Source organism: Noviherbaspirillum humi (genome assembly GCF_900188095.1).
GTDB classification, from domain to species: domain Bacteria; phylum Pseudomonadota; class Gammaproteobacteria; order Burkholderiales; family Burkholderiaceae_D; genus Noviherbaspirillum; species Noviherbaspirillum humi.
In genome coordinates, this window is the sequence record NZ_FZOT01000003.1 from 401370 (window position 1) to 420479 (window position 19110).

At 61.6% G+C, this 19110-nt stretch carries 17 protein-coding genes; 8 read left to right on the plus strand and 9 right to left on the minus strand.

Annotated elements, in window-relative coordinates; all coding sequences use genetic code 11:
• Positions 1 to 132 precede the first annotated feature (132 nt).
• The 5 genes from CHB88_RS08125 to CHB88_RS08145 all read left to right on the plus strand — a co-directional run bounded on the left by CHB88_RS08125 (position 133) and on the right by CHB88_RS08145 (position 5818).
• Positions 133 to 1788 carry a pyrroloquinoline quinone-dependent dehydrogenase gene (locus tag CHB88_RS08125; RefSeq protein WP_245844840.1) on the plus strand — a complete coding sequence of 552 codons (1656 nt, stop codon included), beginning with the start codon at positions 133 to 135 and terminating at the stop codon, positions 1786 to 1788.
• A 55-nt stretch (positions 1789 to 1843) separates the two neighbouring features.
• Positions 1844 to 2428 carry a c-type cytochrome gene (locus CHB88_RS08130; RefSeq protein ID WP_089398799.1) on the plus strand — a complete coding sequence of 195 codons (585 nt, stop codon included), beginning with the start codon at positions 1844 to 1846 and terminating at the stop codon, positions 2426 to 2428.
• 58 nt (positions 2429 to 2486) lie between these two features.
• Positions 2487 to 2969: a hypothetical protein gene (locus CHB88_RS08135; protein WP_089398800.1), complete on the plus strand. Its 483-nt coding sequence runs from the start codon at positions 2487 to 2489 to the stop codon at positions 2967 to 2969.
• A 354-nt stretch (positions 2970 to 3323) separates the two neighbouring features.
• On the plus strand, positions 3324 to 5078 hold the full coding sequence (locus tag CHB88_RS08140) for a right-handed parallel beta-helix repeat-containing protein (RefSeq protein ID WP_176442376.1): 1755 nt from the start codon (positions 3324 to 3326) through the stop codon (positions 5076 to 5078).
• Between the two features lie 119 nt (positions 5079 to 5197).
• Positions 5198 to 5818 (plus strand): glutathione S-transferase family protein, encoded by a 621-nt coding sequence (locus CHB88_RS08145; protein WP_089398802.1) that lies wholly within the window; start codon positions 5198 to 5200, stop codon positions 5816 to 5818.
• A 112-nt stretch (positions 5819 to 5930) separates the two neighbouring features.
• Here the strand turns inward: CHB88_RS08145 and CHB88_RS08150 are convergent, their stop codons facing one another.
• The 5 genes from CHB88_RS08150 to CHB88_RS08170 form a co-directional block, all read right to left on the minus strand.
• Positions 5931 to 6293, minus strand: coding sequence for a hypothetical protein (locus CHB88_RS08150; protein ID WP_089398803.1), 363 nt, complete (start codon positions 6291 to 6293; stop codon positions 5931 to 5933).
• Positions 6294 to 6326: 33 nt separating this feature from the next.
• On the minus strand, positions 6327 to 6782 hold the full coding sequence (locus tag CHB88_RS08155) for a thiol-disulfide oxidoreductase DCC family protein (RefSeq protein WP_089398804.1): 456 nt from the start codon (positions 6780 to 6782) through the stop codon (positions 6327 to 6329).
• Between the two features lie 84 nt (positions 6783 to 6866).
• Positions 6867 to 7409: a GbsR/MarR family transcriptional regulator gene (locus tag CHB88_RS08160; protein WP_089398805.1), complete on the minus strand. Its 543-nt coding sequence runs from the start codon at positions 7407 to 7409 to the stop codon at positions 6867 to 6869.
• A gap of 157 nt (positions 7410 to 7566) precedes the next feature.
• The gene (locus CHB88_RS08165) at positions 7567 to 8259 is read right to left on the minus strand and encodes an MgtC/SapB family protein (RefSeq protein ID WP_089398806.1); all 693 of its coding nucleotides are present in this window, start codon (positions 8257 to 8259) and stop codon (positions 7567 to 7569) included.
• A 341-nt stretch (positions 8260 to 8600) separates the two neighbouring features.
• Positions 8601 to 11120, minus strand: coding sequence for an ATP-binding protein (locus CHB88_RS08170; RefSeq protein WP_176442377.1), 2520 nt, complete (start codon positions 11118 to 11120; stop codon positions 8601 to 8603).
• Positions 11121 to 11632: 512 nt separating this feature from the next.
• Between CHB88_RS08170 and CHB88_RS08175 the strand changes: the two genes are divergently transcribed.
• Complete coding sequence (locus CHB88_RS08175; protein ID WP_089398864.1) at positions 11633 to 12085, plus strand: Hsp20 family protein; 453 nt, start codon at positions 11633 to 11635, stop codon at positions 12083 to 12085.
• Positions 12086 to 12244: 159 nt separating this feature from the next.
• Here the strand turns inward: CHB88_RS08175 and CHB88_RS08180 are convergent, their stop codons facing one another.
• Positions 12245 to 13075 (minus strand): Crp/Fnr family transcriptional regulator, encoded by an 831-nt coding sequence (locus tag CHB88_RS08180; RefSeq protein ID WP_425436080.1) that lies wholly within the window; start codon positions 13073 to 13075, stop codon positions 12245 to 12247.
• 540 nt (positions 13076 to 13615) lie between these two features.
• Between CHB88_RS08180 and CHB88_RS08185 the strand changes: the two genes are divergently transcribed.
• Positions 13616 to 14197: a septal ring lytic transglycosylase RlpA family protein gene (locus CHB88_RS08185; protein WP_089398809.1), complete on the plus strand. Its 582-nt coding sequence runs from the start codon at positions 13616 to 13618 to the stop codon at positions 14195 to 14197.
• A 109-nt stretch (positions 14198 to 14306) separates the two neighbouring features.
• Complete coding sequence (locus tag CHB88_RS08190; RefSeq protein WP_245844823.1) at positions 14307 to 15185, plus strand: alpha/beta hydrolase; 879 nt, start codon at positions 14307 to 14309, stop codon at positions 15183 to 15185.
• 179 nt (positions 15186 to 15364) lie between these two features.
• Here CHB88_RS08190 and CHB88_RS08195 read toward each other — a convergent pair whose 3' ends face one another.
• The 3 genes from CHB88_RS08195 to CHB88_RS08205 all read right to left on the minus strand — a co-directional run bounded on the left by CHB88_RS08195 (position 15365) and on the right by CHB88_RS08205 (position 18838).
• Complete coding sequence (locus CHB88_RS08195; RefSeq protein ID WP_089398811.1) at positions 15365 to 16342, minus strand: hypothetical protein; 978 nt, start codon at positions 16340 to 16342, stop codon at positions 15365 to 15367.
• Between the two features lie 253 nt (positions 16343 to 16595).
• Positions 16596 to 17600, minus strand: coding sequence for a ParB/RepB/Spo0J family partition protein (locus CHB88_RS08200; RefSeq protein WP_176442378.1), 1005 nt, complete (start codon positions 17598 to 17600; stop codon positions 16596 to 16598).
• A complete protein-coding gene (locus CHB88_RS08205) occupies positions 17597 to 18838 on the minus strand; it encodes a ParA family protein (protein ID WP_176442382.1) in 1242 nt (413 codons plus the stop codon). Before CHB88_RS08205 ends, CHB88_RS08200 begins: the two co-directional genes overlap by 4 nt.
• Positions 18839 to 19110: the final 272 nt, after the last annotated feature.

Consider the following 19110-nt stretch of genomic DNA (forward strand, 5'->3'; position numbering starts at 1 on the left):
ACGCATGACGACACAAGCTATCGCAAAAAGGAGCCGTACAGAGAGTCTTATCCAATCATTGCCGGAGGATGCGAAATGGCGTTGAGAAAAATCAATAACGGTATTGGCGCCCTGGGCCTGGCCCTGTGCGCCATGGTCCAGGCACAGGAGATACAGGGGGGCGCCGGCATCAAGCCGATCCCGATGTCGAAATCGCTGGCGCCGGTGACGCAAGCCATGCTCGACGGCGCCGGCAAGGATGCCGCCAACTGGCTGCACTCGAACGGCAGCTACGCCCAGACCCGCTTCTATCCCGGCAAGCAGATCAACAATACCAACGTGGCCAAGCTGCGCCCCGCCTTCGTTTTCCAGACCGAGGTGGTGGAGTCGATGGAGACGGCGCCCATCGTGATCAACGGCGTGATGTTCCTCACCACCGCCTTCAACCATGTGTACGCCATCGACGCGGTCACCGGCGAGCAGTTCTGGCACTACAAGCACAAGCTGGGGCCGGTCACCACCTTCTGCTGCGGTCCCAACAACAAGGGCGTGGCGGTCTCCGGCGACAAGCTCTTCATGGGCACGCTCGACGCCAAGCTGGTGGCGCTGGACGCCAAGTCGGGGCGCAAGCTGTGGGAGACCGAGATCGAGGATCCGGAAAAAGGCTACAGCGAGACCATGGCGCCGACCGTCATCGACGACAAGGTGCTGATCGGCACCAACGGCGGCGAGTATGGCGTGCGCGGCTTCGTCAAGGCCTTCGACGTCAACAGCGGCAAGCTGCTGTGGACCTTCTACACCATCCCGGAAACCGGCCATGAAGGCGTGTGGGCGACGAAGGACGCCACCGGGCGCGACATGAAGCGCGACATCGAGGCGGAAAAGGCGGCGCTGGCGAAGAACAAGGACTTCTACAAGACCCTGGGCGGCGGCGTCTGGATGGCGCCGGCGGTGGACCGCGCCAGCAAGACGGTGATTTTCGTGGTCGGCAATCCCTCGCCCGACCTGTACGGCGCGGAGCGCCCGGGCGACAATCTGTACACCGATTCCCTGGTCGCCATCGACCTCGACAGCGGCAAGTACAAGTGGCACTACCAGTACATCGCCCACGACGTATGGGACCTCGATGCCGTCAGTCCGCCCATCCTGGTGGACGTCAAGGACAAGGACGGCAAGATGATCCCAGGCGTGCTCCACGGCGGCAAGACCGGCCATGTGTATGTGCATGACCGGCGCGACGGCAAGCTGATCCGCTTTTCCGAAGCCATGGTCCCGCAGGAAAACATGTGGGCCCTGCCGACGCCCCAGGGCGCGCGCATGCTGCCGGGCGCGAACGGCGGCGTGGAATGGTCGCCCATGGCCTTCCATCCGGCCGCGCGGCTCGCGTATGCGGTCAACCTGCACCAGCCCATGACCTACCAGGTCGAGGCCTCGCCCTACCCGGGCGGCAAGATCTGGCTGGGCGGCGCCTTCAAGAACGTTCCGGGCGAGGAGCAATGGGGCAACGTCACCGCGGTGAACATCGATACCGGCAAGATCGCCTGGCAGCAAAAGACCGACCAGCCGATGATAGGCGGGGCGCTCGCCACCGCCGGCAACCTGGTGTTCGCCGGCGAAGGCAATGGCTGGTTCAAGGCCTATGACGCCAAGTCCGGCAAGGTGCTGTGGAAGTTCCAGTGCGGCGCCGGCGTCAACGCCCCGCCGGTGTCCTATACCGTCAACGGCAAGCAGTACATCGCGGTAGCGGCGGGCGGCAACACCCAGCTCGACTTCAAGCGCGGCAACAGCATCTTCGTCTTCGGCCTGTGACAGGGCGAACCGCCCGGGCGCCTCGCCGCGCCCGGGCTTCCAGGGACACCATCTCATGCGTGGAAAATCTTCATTCATCATTCTGGCCGGCATCGCCGGCTTTTTGCTTTCCGGAAGCGTCAGGGCCGATGTGGAGGCCGGCAAGCGCAAGGCCGAAACCTGCGCCGCCTGCCATGGTCCAAATGGCAATTCAGCGAATGGCATGTATCCGGTGCTGGCGGGACAGACCGCCCGCTACCTCTACCTGCAGCTGCGCGATTTCAAGGAAGAGCGGCGCAAGGATCCGGTGATGTCGCCGATGGCCGCCAACCTGTCGAAGGAAGACATGCAGGACCTGTCGGAGTATTTCGCCGCGCAGAAGGCGGCGCCGCTGAAGGTGAAGACCGATCCGGAGAAGGTGAAGCTGGGCGCGGCCAAGGCCAACGACACGCTGTGCTCGATGTGCCATCTTGGCGGACTGAAGGGGCAGAACGAGATACCCCGACTGTCGGGCCAGCACCCGGAATACGTGGAGAAGCAGCTCAAGGCCTTCCGCGAGCGCACCCGCACCAATGACGGCGGCAACATGACCAGCGTCTCGCGCACGCTGACCGACGACGACATCACCAACCTCGCCCAGTACATCGCCTCGCTGTACTGAGTGTATTGAGCCGACCGCGGCGCGGCGCCGGTGCGGCCACATCCCGCAAGGAGGGATCATGGGCAAGTCACGCAATTCGATATGGGCGGCGGTCTTGATTGCCGCCTTTCCGGCCGGCGCGGCGCTGGCGCAGACCAGCATGGACAGCAGCAGCGCCGGAAATAGCGGCACCGGCGCCGGTACCAGCAATAGCGCGGCACCGTCCACCGGTTCGCGCAACCTCGAATGCCCGCCCGGCACGTCGGCCGCGGCCGCCAGCAGTTCCTCGCCCGGCGGCACGGTCAACATGAAATGCGGCCCGGATTCGGCCGCTTCTTCGAGCACCTCGTCCGACAGCAGCGGCAGCAGCAGTTCCTCGAGCGCCGCGGCGCAATCCTCCGGCGCCTCCGGATCGCGCAACCTCGATTGCGACCGTCTCAGCGGCAGCAGCAGCGCCCAGGCCGGCACAGGCGGCACCTCCAGCTCCACCAACATCAAGTGCGGCCCTGAAGCGAACCGGCCTTCCGGTTCCGAAGGCGGCTCGCAGACGCCCGCCAAGTAGCCTGGTTTCGTGACAACGCCGGCCGCAGCCAGCGACGCCGGCGGCGTTGCCGATTGATCAGCCTTCCTGCGCTTGGCGCAGGCACGCGCCCGAGTCGCGCGTGTGCATGAAAACCACCACGGCGTCCGCCGGAACAAGACCGTGAAAACCCATTTATTCATGACTTGATCGACGCGTTTTCTTGCCAAAACGTGCATTGCCGCATGGCAATTGCGGGTGCTTAAATCGGGGCCTCTCTCAACAACAGCGCTGCGGCAAGCCCGTGGCCGCCCCCCGATGTTGAAAAAAACACCGCATCTCCGGGCCCCTGCCCGCCCCCGTTTTTCCGCTGTTTCCCTTGCCTGCAGTTGCCTGTTGCCCCTGGCGCTCGTCGCCTGCGGCGGAGGCGGCGGAGGCGATGGCCCCAGCGCCAATGACGCAGCCGGTACGCCGGCCACCCTGGCGGCGCAGCCGAATGCTACCGGCGCCGGATCGAACAGCGGCAGCGGCGCTTCCCCTGCGGCCAGCACCTCGCCCGTTTCCACGCCGGCGCCGAGCACCTCGCTGCCAGTGCTGACGCTGCCGGCGAGCGTCGCCGACTATGCCACCGTTTCGCTCGAATGCGGGCGGGTCTACCAGGGCACCCTCAGCCTCGCCGGCAAGAAAGGCGTCACCGTTGCCACAGCCGGCGGCTGCGGCATGGCCACCCTCACCCCGGGCCAGTCCATCACCGGCTGGCGCCAGGAGTCGGGCAGCCTGTATTCGGCGCCGGTTGCGTTCGAACCGGCCCAGCTCATCCTCGACGGCGAGCCGATGGAACTGGCGCACTGGCCGAACCGCGCCAGCGGCTGGGCCAAGGCCAGCGGTTCAGCGTCCTCCTCGATTTCGGCGCAGCTGCCGAACGGCGACATGGCCGGCGCCAGCGTGGTCTACCGCCCCTACGAGTGGACCATCGAGTCGCGCAAGGTCACCGCCTATTCGAACGGCACGATGACCATCGGCACCAGCCCGAGCAGCTCCTACGATGGCTACAACCCGAGCGGCCAGGTGAGCTTCTACGTCGAAGGCAAGCTGTGGATGCTCGATTCGGCCAATGAGTGGGCTTACCAGAACGGCCGCGTCTATCTCTGGACCGCCGACGGCGCCTCGCCGGAAGGCCGCGCTTTTGCCGCGCCGGAGAAGAGCGGCATCGAAGCCGGCAATTCGCAGGGCGTCACCGTCAGCGGCGTGCGCATCTATGGCGCCGCCAACGGCATCAATGCGTCCGGCGCGACCGGCCTGAAGGTCATCAACAGCGAGATCCTGAATTCGGGCGACAACGGCATCGTCAACCTCGGCGGCTCCGCGCTGACGGTGGACGGCACGCTCATCGCCAAGACCCGGCACGATGCCATCTCGGTGAAATGGGGCGGCGGCGGCGACCTGATCCAGAATTCCCGCTTCGACCGCTCCGGCAGCATCGGCATGCCGACCAATGCCCGCGGCGCGGTGGTGCTGACGGCGGCGCTCAATTCACGGGTGCTGAACAACAGCATTACCCAGGCCGGCTACTTCGGCATCCGCACCTTCCGCGGCTCGCAGGTATCGGGCAACACCATCGACGGCGCCTGCCTGGTGCTGTCCGACTGCGGCGGCATCTACCTGTCCGCGCCGGACAAGCAGCCGCTGAACGCCACCGTGCAGAACAACGCCATCCGCAATGTCGGCCACGGCATGAAACTGGCGTGGGGCATCTTCCTCGATGACTCCGCCAACAAGGTCACGGTGAGCGGCAATACCGTGACCGACAGCGCCGCCGGCCTGTTCCTGCACGATGGCTTCAACAATACCGTCAGCGGCAACAGCTTTGCCCGCAACGAGCAGTTTCACGTCCAGATGGCGCAGAGCAGCGGCGGTTCCCTGTACGGCAACCAGTTCAGCGGCAACAGCTTCTCGATGACGGCGGAAACCGCCTACGACATGGGCAGCGACACCGGCGCGGCGGTCAACGGCTTCGCCACCTTTTCGAAGAACAGCTATGTCGACGGCGCGCCGGTCTTCGCCCAGTTCGGCTGGGGGAATGCGGTGAACTGGACGCAGTGGCGCTCGCAAACCGGCCAGGACGGCGATTCCACCTACCAGCGCAAGTAGCGTCTGCCCTGCTCTCTTCTCAAGCCCGGCTCCGCGCCGGGCTTGTCGTTTCATGCGATGGCGGCCGGCATGCGAGAATCGGCATGCCGCATCCGTCCATGCCAACGAGGAGAAGCCGTATGAAACTGTATGCCACGCCGCGTGCGCCCAATCCACGCCGGGTCCTGATGTTCGCCGCCGAGAAGGGATTGCGGAACATCGAACTGGTCAACATGGAATTGAATTCGCTGCAGCACAAGCAGGAAGCCTTCCGCGCCAAGAACCCGATGGCGCTGCTGCCCGCGCTGGAGCTGGATGACGGCCGGGTGCTGTCGGAAAGCCGGGCGATCTGCACCTACCTCGAAGGGCTGGCGCCGGAGCCCAACCTGATGGGCCGTGACGCCGAGGAACGCGCCTTCATCGAAATGGCCGACCGCCGCATGGAGTGGCACCTGATGGGCGGTGTCATCAATTGCGTGCGCCATACCCATCCCGGCCTGGCGCCGCTGGAGCAGCCGCAGTTTCCCGACTTCGGCCGCTCCCAAGGCGAGAAGATGCGCGAGGCGGCGCGCTGGCTGGATGGCGAACTGGCGCGCCAGCCCTATGTTGCCGGCGATCGATTCACCATCGCCGACATCACCGCCTTCTGCGCGCTGGAGTTCGCGCGCGGCCTGCTGAAGTTCCAGCCCGGCGCCGAAGGCATGCCGCATCTGCAGGCGTTTCGCGACCGCATGGCGGAGCGGCCGAGCAGCCGAATGTAGCGCCGCAGAGTCGAGCCATAAGCTGCATCGCTTTCCGCCGCTAGCCAGGCCATGGCTCGGATGGAAAGCGATGAGATATCGAACCGGAACGAGTTCTGAATCGATCGGCCTTCTACGCCGGTTCGCCGGTGCCCCATGTTTCGGCTCGAGGCGCAGCAGCGGGTGTCACGCATTTCCATACCGCGCGGGAGATCCAGGCGACAGCGACGAAGGCGCCCACCAGGCTCCACATGAGCACATGGCGCGTGATGTCGAGCAAAGGCTCATTCATGCTCGTCGGGATGAACGCCAACACGGGAATCAGCCCGCCGAGCATCGACAACAGGAAGGAGCAGCGTATCCAGAACTCGGCGCGGTCCTCAGTCCCGCACAGTTCGATGAGCACGCTTTTCAGTATAGGCCTCAGATACATGGCCATGGCGGTCGAAATCGCTATAGGCAGGGTCAGTCCGATCAGGAAGGTGGTCGTTTGCATGGTTTTCTCCCGTAAAAATAAGTAAATGGCGAGTTACAACTTGCACTTGCCATCGCTGCAGGCATGTGTGCGTCTTACCGCATTGCGTGCCGCCAGCCGAAACAGCACGGAAGCGAATCCCGCTGGAACACGGTAGCGGTTGCGCGCAAAGAGGACATAAAGTCGATCGAATGCCGGCTTCAACAGCGGCCAGCCGGTCGGACGGGCGAGCCAGCCCAGGCCGACGGCGCTGTAGGTGAGACGGAGGACTTCAAGACCCCGCACGACCGCGCCATTGGCCTGCACGGCGTGGATTTCCTTCAGAAGATCCGGGAGCGCCAGACCGTAACGGGCGGCATCGAAGCCCGGTACCGAAACATCGACGAACCGTAGTTCACCCTTCCTGTCCCGCGATGCAAGGTTGCGCATCTCCAGCTTGCAGACCGGGCAGGCGCCGTCGTATAGAAGCGTCAATGGATAAATGCTTGCCGCATCGTTTTTCATTTTCATCCTCCACTCCAGTAATTTCAGTAATTACAGAAATAAAAGCTTGAAATGCGCCCCGAATCAATTCGACGCCAGGCGCGAAGCGCGCTACTCCTTGCCGCGCTTCGCGCCTCCGCGCACGAAGTTCTGCACCGACGCGCCCATCTTCAGCAGCTTCATCAAGGTCGAGGGCTCAAGCCTCAGCATTTCATCGGTCCATGTCGTGAGCGTTTCCATGAGGCCGAGGGTTTCCCGGATCCGCTGCTGAGTCGCCTTGTCTTCCTTCGAAAAATCGGGGCTGGCCAGGCACTCGTTCAGCGCGGCGATGGTGGGATCCAGTTCGCGCTCCTTGCGCTCGCTCACCACGGTGCGGAACAACTCCCAGACATCGAGCGATGTTTCGAAGTGGTCGCGCCGGTCGCGCTTGATGTGCGCCACCTTCACCAGATTCCAGTTCTGCAGCTCCCGGAGGCTGTTCGACACATTGGACCGCGCAACACCGAGCGTGTCGGCGATTTCGTCCGCAGGCATCGGCACACCTGCTATATAGAGCAGCGCATGAATCTGGCTGACGGTCCGGTTGACGCCCCAGCGGGTGCCCATTTCACCCCAGTGCAGGATGAATTTTTCAGCGACGGGTGTAAGTTCCATGGCTTCAATATAGTTCCTTCTTTAATTTCTGCCAATACTGAAATTCATGAAACTTCGGCATGCACTGAGGTCCCGGATGTATTTGCCGAACCGCTAAACTCAATGTTCCGTTCCGCTTCGAGGATGCCAGCGCATGCAGCGAACCGCCGGCGCTCCCTCAATCCCCGGTCGGCGACAGCTGGAAGGTCCTCACCTCTTTCCGCTCCAGCAGAAAAGCCGCCAGCGAGGCGGTATTGCCGGGGTCATCGGTGCGCAGCACCATGCGGTACTCGATGCTGTCTTCGTCATCCGGAATGCGGTAGCTGATGTTGGCGACGCTGAAGCCGAAGCGCCCCAGCATCTGCCGCAGTTCGTCCACCGTCATCGCTTCATGGCGGCGAAAGCGGATCTGATGGTGGACATAGGAATGCGAAGGCATGCGCGACTCGATGCGGCGGAACACCGACAGGATGCCGATGGTCAGCACCGTCGCCAGGACGGCCGGAAAGTAGAAGCCGATGCCCATGAGGATGCCGATGGCGGCCGTCATCCAGATCGAGGCGGCGGTGGTCAGGCCGCGCACGCTCAAGCCTTCCTTGAAGATCACGCCGGCGCCGAGAAAGCCGATGCCAGTCATGATGCCTTGCGCCATGCGGGTCGGGTCGGTGCGTATCGTGTCGGGCGTGGCGCCGGGCAGCCATTTGTGCTGATAGAGCATGATCAGCATCAAGAGGCTGGAAGCCAGGCAAACCAGGGTATGGGTGCGGAAGCCGGCAGGCCGGCCATGATAGCTGCGTTCCAGCCCGATGATGCCCCCGGCGGCCAGCGCGCCGAGCAGATGAGCGGTGATGATGTAGTAGTCAGGGTCCATGCGCCTGCCTTGCCGCGCCGCCGGCCCGCTTCGCCGATTCCCGTGAAGCGCTGCGCAGGGAAAGGCGTGGCGCCGGTCCGGCATCCATTCGAGCAAGAAATAGTCGTCGTTCTCTCATGGTAAGCGTTGCCGGCGCGATGCGGCGGCGGCGGGCGAACCGTCCTTAAGGCGCATCAAGCCGTTGACCGGATCATCGACGGCACCATCGATCGAGCTTTGAAATGTCTATTCGGCTCGCCTGCCCAAACGACACACAAGACGAATGGGCCGGGGGCAATCAGATCGTCGAGCGTCTGTTTCTTCGTTGCCGAGGCGGGACGCACGTGAGAGCCGCACGTCCGTCACGCGATCCGCGCAAGCTCGCGCGCCACCTGCTCCCGCATCTGCTGCAGCAGCGGCCGCAGCAGCGACACGGTATCGCGTGCCGCCTGCAAATCGATTTGCCTGCTTTCCAGCCGCAGGCAAATCTCATTGAGGTAAGACGCGCCGACCGCACGGGCAGCCGATTTGGTGCGGTGGCCGAGCGCATGCAGCGCCGTGAGGTCGCCTTGCTCTGCCACCGTTTCCATTTCCGCCACGCCCTCCTCCACGGAGTGCAGGAACAATTGCAGAAACCGGCCGAGCTTGGCCGGATCATCGCCGATGATGTCCTTCAGCACGGCCACGTCGAGCAGTGTCGATGGCGCAGGCATCGCTGCGCCGGCGAGCGAGGCTTCCTGCCGGCGTCCGATCCAGCTGGCGATGACGCGGTAGAAACCGCCCGGCAGAATGGGTTTGGCGATGAAATCATCCATGCCGGCGGCCAGGCATTGCTCCTGGTCGCGGCTGGAAGCGTTGGCGGTCATGGCGATCACCGGCAGGCCGGCCCAGCGGGCCTGGGAACGGATGCAGCGCGCAGTCTCGCAGCCATCCATGACCGGCATTTGCACATCCATCAGCACGCAGTCGAAACGCTGCTGGCTCAGCAGCGCCAGCACTTCCTCGCCATTGGCGGCCACCACGACCTCCACGCCGGCCAGTTCCAGAATTTCGCACGCCACCAGCTGATTGAAGGGATTGTCCTCCGCCAGCAGGATCCGCCGTCCCTGCAGCAGGGCGGGAATGTCGTGGTTCGGGAGTTCACGGCTGATCGGACGTCGCGGCGCCGGCGCTGCTTCGCCTGGCAAGGACGGCGCCTGCACGCCCGCCGGAGGCAGCGGCAACTCCAGCCAGAACGTGCTGCCCTGGCCAGCCGTGCTGTTCACCCCGACTTCGCCGCGCATCAGCTCCGCCAGTTGCCGGCTGATGGCCAGACCGAGACCGGTGCCGCCGAAGCGGCGCGTGGTGGAGGCATCCGCCTGCCGGAAGGGCTGGAACAGCTTTTCCTGCTGCTGCGGATCCAGGCCGATGCCGGAGTCCACGACTTCGAAGCGCAAGCGGTCCGATGGCGCGACGAGCGGCGCCGGATACACATTGACGGCGATGGCGCCGCTGTCGGTGAATTTCACGGCATTGCCGAGATAGTTGTGCAAGACCTGCCCTATGCGCAGCGGATCGCCCCATACCCGCTTGGGCACCTGCGGCGAAATATCGAGGTGCAGTCGCAGCCGCTTCTGTGCCAGGGCGGCGCTGTACATGCTGGTGAGCTCATCGAGCATCAGGTGCAGATCGAAATCGATGCTTTCGATGTCGAGGCGGCCGGCTTCGATCTTCGAAAGATCCAGGATGTCGTTGATGATGCGAAGCAGCATGCGGCCGGACTGTTCCACCTTCTCCGCATGACCTTGCGCCTTCTCGGACAGGCCGGCGCGCTGCATGAGGAAGGTATTGCCCAGGATGGCGTTGAGCGGCGTGCGTATCTCATGGCTCACATTGGCCAGGAATTCACCCTTGGCGCGGGTGGCCGACTCTGCCACTTCCTTGGCATGGGCCAGCTCCCGGGTGCGCTCCGCGACGCGCTGCTCGAGCAGCACGTTCATGTCTTCCAGCTGCTTCATTGCCATCCGGCGCCCGGAAATGTCCCGCCCGATGCAGGCGAAGCCTTGCATCCCTTCTACCCGCATCGGCGTGATGGAAAAAGCCATGGCCATCGTGGCGCCGTCCTTTCGCCGGCACAGCACTTCCCATTCCTGGAGCGCCGGCGCCTCGAGAACCTGGACGGCAGCCGGCGCGCAGCGCAACAGCGCCTCGTGGACCTGCCGTTCATTCTCGGCGAGCAGACTGGTGAAGCATCGGCCGACCATCTCGCGGATGGTGTAGCCGAAAGCGCTTGCGGCCGCCGGATTGACGGTTTCGATGACGCCGTGCTCGTTGAGGGTGAAGATGCAGTCGGAGACGTTTTGCATGACGGCGCGCAGCGTCGCGGCGTTTTCGTCGATGCGCAGGTTGGCGGCGGACAGCATCGCCGACGCTATTTCCGATTCGGCCCAGGCAGCCAGCGACTCGAGCGCGGCCGCCTCACGTTCGCCGAAGCGGCGCGGCGCCTCGTCAGCAATGCACAGAATGCCGACCTTGTGTTTATCCGGGCCGTATAGGGGTGCGCCGGCATAGAACCGGATATCCAGCTCGGCCGCGGCAGGCGGACCGGCGCCGAGGACGGAGTCTGTCCGGATATCCTCCAACACGCAGACGCCATCGCCTTGAAGAGTACGGGCACACAAGGGCATGTCGGGCAGCGTCGCCGAGGCCGGGCCCTGGATGGACTTGCAGCGGAGGCGGTCGGCTTCGACGAGTGACAGCATCGCCATCGGCACGGCGAACATCTGCCGCGCTGCCTCGGTGATGCGATCGAAGCGTTCCTCGGCCGTTGCATCGAGCAGCCGCATGGCATACGAGGCGGCGAGACGCCGCGCTTCGTCGATGGGCTTGGTGGAATCGGACATGGAGCGGCGTCGGCAAAATAAGCAAAACGACATGCCCGGGAACGGATTCGGAACGAATCCGAAAGCATGATTAAGACACTCAGTACACTTAGTAGACGCCATTTCCTGTACGCAAGTCAAGTCGCTCGCATGCCGGCCCATGAGCTTGACGCATTTGCGATTGCCGTACTTGCGATTGCCAACGAGCGCGGCCGAGCTTGAGGAGGGCAAGGCTCGATTGGCCGATGGGGCGGCGCTCGACAACGCCGGCCCGATATCCATATCTGTTAGGTGCCAAGCCTTTCTCGGTATGGACCGGCCGCACCGCGCGGGCCGGTGCTCCCGCATCGGATGATGTGGAGGGATAAGGCGTGCGCCGCAAGCGTCGATTTCGCCCGCGGCAGGATTGCGTTCATCGACGCTGTCGATCGACAAGCACCTCTTGAAACCGTGGCGGCCATCCGTATATACGGATCAGCGGATGCTCAACGAGGTCCGCCAAACGATATCGCTTAACACGAAAGGATATGACCATGCGTACTTTTGACCTTAGCCCTCTCTACCGTACCGCCATCGGCTTCGACCGCCTCGCCCAGTTGTTCGACGACGTGCAGCGCGGCGACGGCCAGACCAGCTACCCGCCGTACAACATCGAACTGGTGAGCGAAGATAAATACCGCATCACCATGGCTATCGCCGGCTTCGATCGTTCCGAGATCGAGATCGAGACCGAACGCGACCAGCTCAAGATCACCGGCCGCAAGCAGAAGGATGAAACCAAGCGCACCTTCCTGCACCGCGGCATCGCCACGCGCGACTTCGAGCATCGCTTCCAGCTTGCGGACCACGTCAAGGTCGTTGGCGCCCGCCTCGACAATGGCTTGCTGAACATCGAACTGGTGCGCGAAGTGCCTGAAGCGCTGAAGCCCCGCAAGATCGAGATCGGCGGCGACAACGTCCAGCTGCTCGAGCGCGAAGCTGCCTGATTTCAAAATCATGGCGTAATCTCCGCATTCTGCCGGCACGACGGCTGGCAGAGGAGCATGCTCGTAAAAAAACGCGGCCCGGATCGCTCCGGCCGCGTTTTTTATTGTGTTTTCCCGTTCGGCGCACCGAGGCGGTCGCCTCGGCGCGTTGGATCAGAATTACGCTGCTTCTGCCGACGGCTGGGTCGGACGGGCAGCCTTGGGACGTCCGATCGACGGCGGCAGCCGGCGCAGGGTCTTCAGGGCGTGCAGGTCGCGGATTTCGACGGCGCGCTGGTCGATGGCGATCAAGCCGATCTTGTTGAAGGCGGAGAAGGTGCGGCTGACGGTTTCGAGGGTCAGGCCGAGGTAGCTGCCGATCTCCTGGCGGGTCATGCGCAGGTTGAACTGCTTGCCCGAGTAACCCATGCGGGCGAAGCGATCGGACAGGTTGACCAGGAAGCGGGCGACGCGGGCCTCCGAGCTCAGCGAACCCAGCATGCTGACCATCGCTTGTTCGCGCACGAGTTCGCGGCTCATGGCGCTGAAGATGGCGATTTCAAGCTCCGCATGCTTGCGGCCGAGGGCGGCGAGCGTCTTGAACGGCACCAGGATGATGTCGCAGCTGGTGAGGGCGGCGGCCTCGCAGGTGTGGTATTTGGAGTGGATGCCATCCATGCCGAACAGATCGCCGCGCATCGGGAAGCCGAGGACATGCTCGTTGCCCGCTTCGTCGATCAGGGCTGTCTTGAGGAAGCCGGAGTTGACGATGTAAAGCATGTCGAACGGCTGGCCGATGGTGTGGATGCGCTGCCCGGCCTTGAACTGCACATGCTGGAACAGGACTTCTTCGTCGGCTGCCGATGCGAATGCCGGCAGCTGCAGCAGTTCGCAGATTTCCTTCAGGTTGGACCAAAGCTTGCCGTTCCGTTGCGCGTCGAAGCCGACACGGGCATTGGTTCCTGCGATGATGGACGGTGATGCATTATCAGACAGATGTGCCAGCATGATGAGCTCCCTTAATTCTGGTTTAAAGACTTTTTGACATTCCTGCGGGAATTTGAACCGCAGCAAGTTGAAGACATCATCGCGATTTCCTGATGAAAAATAAATCAGGAATGGCTGAATGTATTTTCGGATTCCAAAGCACCGTGTAAGCGGTGTCCTACACGGTACTGAGCCAGATCAGAAGCGGAAACTTTTTCCCATCCTGTTGACTGGGTTCAAAAGCGGTCCCTGAAACGTTTTCACCCCGTATTTGCAAGGCGTTTCGCATTTTGCTTAAATTTTAGGCAGGCTGGCGCGACTATTGAATGGGATCAACATTGGCAAAGAAACTTTTCATTTTGCGCATCCTCCAAACCACAGATTCGCAATGATTTTCCAGCGGCGGGCGCCTGGCTGATTGCCAGCCTGTGCACTTGCCGCCGGACTGACAAAGACAATGGCGGGACATGCGGGGTGCGGGTCTGAGAGCGGCATGAAAAAGGCTGCGGCTGCACATGAGGTTTCCTATTTTTTCGCCCGAACGCTTTTAACTCGGAGCCCGTCATGAGTCATCCCGTTTCAACCGTCGGCGTCAAGCTGGCGACTGCCTGCCTGGCCTGCAGCATCAGCCTGGGGGCTGCGGCGCAATCTGCCAGCGCTTCGGCAGAACCAGCCTCCGCCGCTTCTGCCAGTTCGCCTGCCGTCGAATCCCGCGACAAGCCATCGTCCAAGCCTCGAACCGCATCGAAGTCTCCCAAGAAGCACGCCCTCGATCACTCCGGCAAAACGCAGCGCGGCAAGGCCTCCTACTACGCCAAGCGCTTCGCCGGCCGCAAGATGGCCGATGGCACGCCTATGAATCCTCAGGCCGACATCGCCGCCAGCAAAACGCTTCCGCTCGGAACCAAGGCCGAGGTGAAGAACCTCGAGAACGGCAAAAGCGAGGTCGTCGAAATCCGCGATCGCGGCCCCTATGTGGATGGCCGCATCGTCGATCTTTCGCCGAAGGTCGCCGAAAAGCTGGACATCGTGGAAGACGGCGTCGCGCCGGTGGAGGTGAGGCCCATCGAAGTGCCGCAGCCCGATGGCAGCGTGAAGCTGGGTGACGGCGCCCGCGACAACGGCGCGTCATCGTCGGGACGCTAGCATGGCCGACCTTCACTGCCACTCCCCGCCGCGCCCTGCAGACCGCCACCAGGAGGCATTGCGCGGGTAACCGGCAATGCCGCGGACAGATTGGTTTCAGGGGGATTCCATGGCAATGCGCACTTTGAGGATGTTGTCCGGCATGGCTGGCGTGGCCGGCACATTATGGCTTGGGATGCTCGCGTCCATCACCGCTTCCCAGCACAAGCTGCTGTTCAATCCCATACGCATCAAGGAAGTGGATCGACCGCGCAGCACGGGGCATCGCACCCGTCCGGTGGTTTTGCGCTGCGCCGACGGCACCCGGTTATGCGGCTGGTTCTTGCGCCCGCATGGACTGGGCCACTATCCGGCAGTGGTTTATTTTGGCGGGCGTTCCGAAGAAGTGTCATGGGTTGTTCGGGATGCGGAGAACATGTTTCCCGGCATGGCGGTCCTGGTCCTCAACTATCGCGGATATGGCGATTCGCACGGCGAGCCCGGGGAGCCGCAGTTGGTCGAGGATGCGCAAGTGCTGTTCGACTGGCTGGCGGCGAACAAGCATATCGATGCCGAGCGGATTGCCGTGGTCGGACGCAGCCTAGGTTCGGGCGTGGCGATCCAGCTTGCTGCGCTTCGGCGTATCGCGGCCCTGGTGCTGCTCACCCCTTTCGACTCCTTGCTGGAGTTGGCCAAGCGGCGCTTCAAGACGATGCCGATATCGCTGGTGCTGAAGCATCGTTTCGAGTCGGTGCGGTATGCGGAAGCCGTGACGGCGCCGGTGCTTGTGCTGCGCGCCTCATCGGATCGCGTGGTGCCGCACTCCCATACCGACCTGCTGGTGGCTCGCATGCGGACGGTAGAAATGGACCACACCGTTTCGGCGTCAGACCACATGACGATTCCCTATCTGCCGGAAACCCAAACGAAGATTGCGGCATTTCTTCGCGCCCGCTTCATTATGATGAGCGAAGAAAATCAGCATGAATCGGAAATCTATAATCAATAGTTGCATTTCGTGGGATATTTTGGAACGGCTTTTTAATGACCAGAAATTTTTTGCTTATTACTCAATGCCTTAGTGTGCTTCTACGCACATGAGGATATGGGCATTGAACGTCCATCGGCTCTTTGGTGATTCCTCGCATTGCACTACGCTGTGTTTTGATCTCGACATCGGGCTCGCAATCAGTTACCGCAGCGATACTCAGCGCGAATCCGTCTCTCCATGCTTAGCGTTGCCAAGACCAGTTCGCCCGAACCGATCCGCTCTATCCATGGCATGACATCGTTCAAGGGTTGTGTTCCGCTCTGTTTGCCGAGAACCTGGACGAAGCGGGCCGCGCCATCGATGAAGAACAGCCGGTCCTGTTTGCGATTGGTGAGGACGGTGTTTTTGAAGCGCTCGCGGAAATGGTGGACCTTGCCGGCCTCGTGGCGGATCTTCTCTCGTTCTGCGATCCGGCGACGTTCCTCTGCGGCGGCGAAGCTGAAATCGGTCGGGCCGTCGACCAGCTTGGCGAGATAGGCGTATAGCCGCGCTCCCTTGATGTCGATCAGATAGCTTTTGACAGCGAGGGCTATGTCGGAAAGCAGCTTCCCCTTGCTCTTGGCTTTACCCATCAGTTTGAAAACACCCGCCCGGCTGATGCCCTGGCTGCTTAGCCAAGCCAAGTCTTCCGGCAAACCGTTCTCGGTCTTTGGGCGTTGATTCTTTGGGATAGTTGGTTCTGTTAACGTATGGCCGTCTGACATGTTGTCATGCGGCGGGTTGTGAATAACTTCCGAAGCGGTTTTTGCCAATCCCAAGATTTCGACAGCCTTCGCCGTCAGCCTGATGCGCGCGACGGAAAATCGCCCATTGCGGCTCTTTCTTTCCTGTTCCAGCACTTCGATGAGTTGATGCTGCAGCAGCAGCTGAAGGTGGCGATATACGGTTCGTTCAGAGGCACCGATGCGTTCGGCGATGAGCGACTTGCGGGCAAACACGGTTGCAAGCGGATCGGCTTGGGGAACGAACCTGCAAATCTCAGCCAGTGTATCGCGGGCACTGCGCGGCAGGCCCTTGAGGTGTTTGGCGTTATCGAATGCGCGAAGAATGCGGTTAGGAAGGTTTTTGTGTTGCGCAGGGACGAGTTTTTCCCCGGCTGTCTCATGAATCGTCATGAACGCTCCGTTAGGTGCAAATAATTAGACGCAGCCCTTGCACCTCGGATTTCTTCGCAATAGAATGACGCTTGTGAGGTCGTATTCAGTTGTGCTCGGATTTCCGGGGCAACTTGCATAAAAGCCCGGATTGCCGTCCGGGCTTTTTGCTTTTCAAGGCTAGGAAAACATATCTTTTCTTAGCTCATCTCGATTTCCTTTTCACTTCAATTTTTCCTAAGTGCTTGTTTTTAAATGAATCTCACCGTGAGATTCATTTTGCTTCCTTCGCCAGCCTGTCCAGGACCTCGCGGATAGCTTCTTCCACGGCGATCCTTTGCTCTTCAGAGGGAAAGTCGATGCGCAAGGTTTGCTTCGCCGCCGTCATTTTGCAAAACACGCTCTTGCCGGAGCGGATTGCAATCGACTGCGGACGCGCAGGCTTCGATGCTTCAGGCTTGTTTTCCTTTGCGTACTTCACGCCGGCATCTTGAGTCAGCTTGCCAGAAATGATCGCTTGAACCGCATTGATGACCGCCTCCGTCTTGCCTTCCTTTGCAATGGAAGCAAGCGCCATCGCAGCCTTGCCGCCAAGCCTGGATGGCTCTGTCGCGATGATGCTCAATACTTCCTCGGGCAGGTCGTCGAAGGACATCCATCGCGATACCGACTTCTCATCGGCGCCTGATTCCTGAGCCAACTCCCTCTGAGTTTTTCCGGTCTGCAATAACAGCTTCTTGAACCCAAGATATTTTTCGTAGTCGGAAAGATCCGGCTGAAAGAGATTGGCATACAGGGCGCTGGCCTCGGTGACGTAATCATCTTCCGTATCCAGGATGACGGCAGGAATCGACTCGCGTCCCAGTTCACGATAAGCCGCAACGCGATTGTGGCCGGAAATGATTTCGAAGCTGCCATCGTTCCGCCGCCGCACAGTGATCGCCTGCACCAACGGATTGTTGCGCAGATTTTCACGCAACTCGGAATACTGCTCATCGCTCAGGCGGCGCCGACGGCCGGCAACTTCATGGAGCTCACTCAAAGAGATCTCCCGGGCAGCCGCGCCCTCTTCTGCCGCCTTCAGCTTTTCACGCAGCTCCGCATTTTCCTTCTCCTTTGCCTCGATCTCCTTCTCTTTCTCGGCCAGGAAGGGGAGCGACGACATGAGCTGCCCGGGTGCAGTCTTGGCCCGCGGCGCCGGCTCATTGCTGGCCGGCGGGTTCCGGGGATTGCTTCCGATAGAGGCAGCCTTGGCTGCCAATCTGTCTTTCATGCTCATGCTGCATCCTTCTTGGCCGACCATAGGGCGACCAGCTGCTGATCGATGATTTCGGCAAGACGGTCGTAGGCTTCGCGGGCGCGCTGGTAGGTTTTCAGGCTGCCTTCGTACCGGGAAATGTCGTAGACCGTACCGAATTCCGCCGCGGCGCTTTGGGTCACCGTCGTGGTGGGAATCTCGATCGGCAGGACCAGGCCTTCATAGGTCTTCTTGATCCATTCACGCACCACGTGGGTCGCTGCCTGGCTGTGATCGACTTTGGCCAGCAGCACATGAATGAAGTCGAAATTCTTTTCCAGGCCTGGCGCAACCTGCTGCATGCTGTCCGACAGGTCGGACAACAAACTCCAGAACTGGGTTGAAGAGGCGTAGTCCAGAGCGCTGGGCGGCGTCGGCACGATCAAGCCATCCGCCGCCATGAAAGCATTGATGGTCATGTACGACAACGCCGGCGGCGTATCAATGATGATGGCGTCATACCGGTCGAGCAGCGATTCCATCCCCTTGTTGAGCACGTTCCAGAACTGGAACTTGCTGTCCTTGGACTGCTTGAAAGGCAGATAGAACTCCGCGCCGAACAAGGCGGCGCTTGCCGGAATCAGGTCGATGCCGTCCCAGTAGGTGGACTGCACCGCATATTCAAGGTTGGATTCGTCGCCATAGATCAGCGGCAGCACGGTCTGTTCGTCGCGGACTTCGCTGTCCGCCAGGATGCCATTGAGCGCCGTGAGCGATGCCTGAGGGTCAAGATCGAGCACGAGCACGCGTCGGCCGAACAGCGACAGGCCCTGGGCCAGCGTCATCGCCGTCGTGGTTTTGCTCACGCCGCCCTTGAAATTTCCAATGGCAATCTTCTTGCCCTTGGCGCCGACAGGACGCTTGGAGAAAGGGGCGACTTTGTCGATCCAGATGCGCGCCTCCTCCAGCGTGAATTCCCGGCTGCGGCCATTGCCATGCAAAGTGCCTGGTGGCAATTCCATTTCTTCCCGGCTTGCTAGATAATTGGCCCGCTGCCGATCAATCCGGCATAGCGTCGCTACTTGCGCGGTGGTATATACCGGCGCGTTCTTCCGGGGATGGGGCGCCAGCATGCTTTCGCGGACATCCACGAGCATGTTGCTGGCACGCTCGGCGATCCCGGTGATGGCGCTCAGCGCCATGGGCTCGACGACGTGCAACAGCTCAGGCTCGATGGAAACGATCGGCTTCGGCGGTTTGACTCGTGCTGTAGTTGCCATAAATGTGGTATTTGAAAGGTCGGCGGCCACTGCCGCGGTGGGCAGGTGACTAAACGCTTGTTGAAAAAACAGATGCTAAGCGTCGAATTTCAGACAGGTTAATCAGTAAACGCCGAGTTTGCAAGTAAACAATGCTGAGCGACGCCCCCTTTGCGAGCCGCCAAGGACAAAAATTCCTTCCGATTTGCGGTAAACAAACAGAAATACGTGCTGGCAACCTCGGCTTGGCCACTCTGCAAGGTGATTCGCGCCTAGGCAGCAGCAAGCCGAAC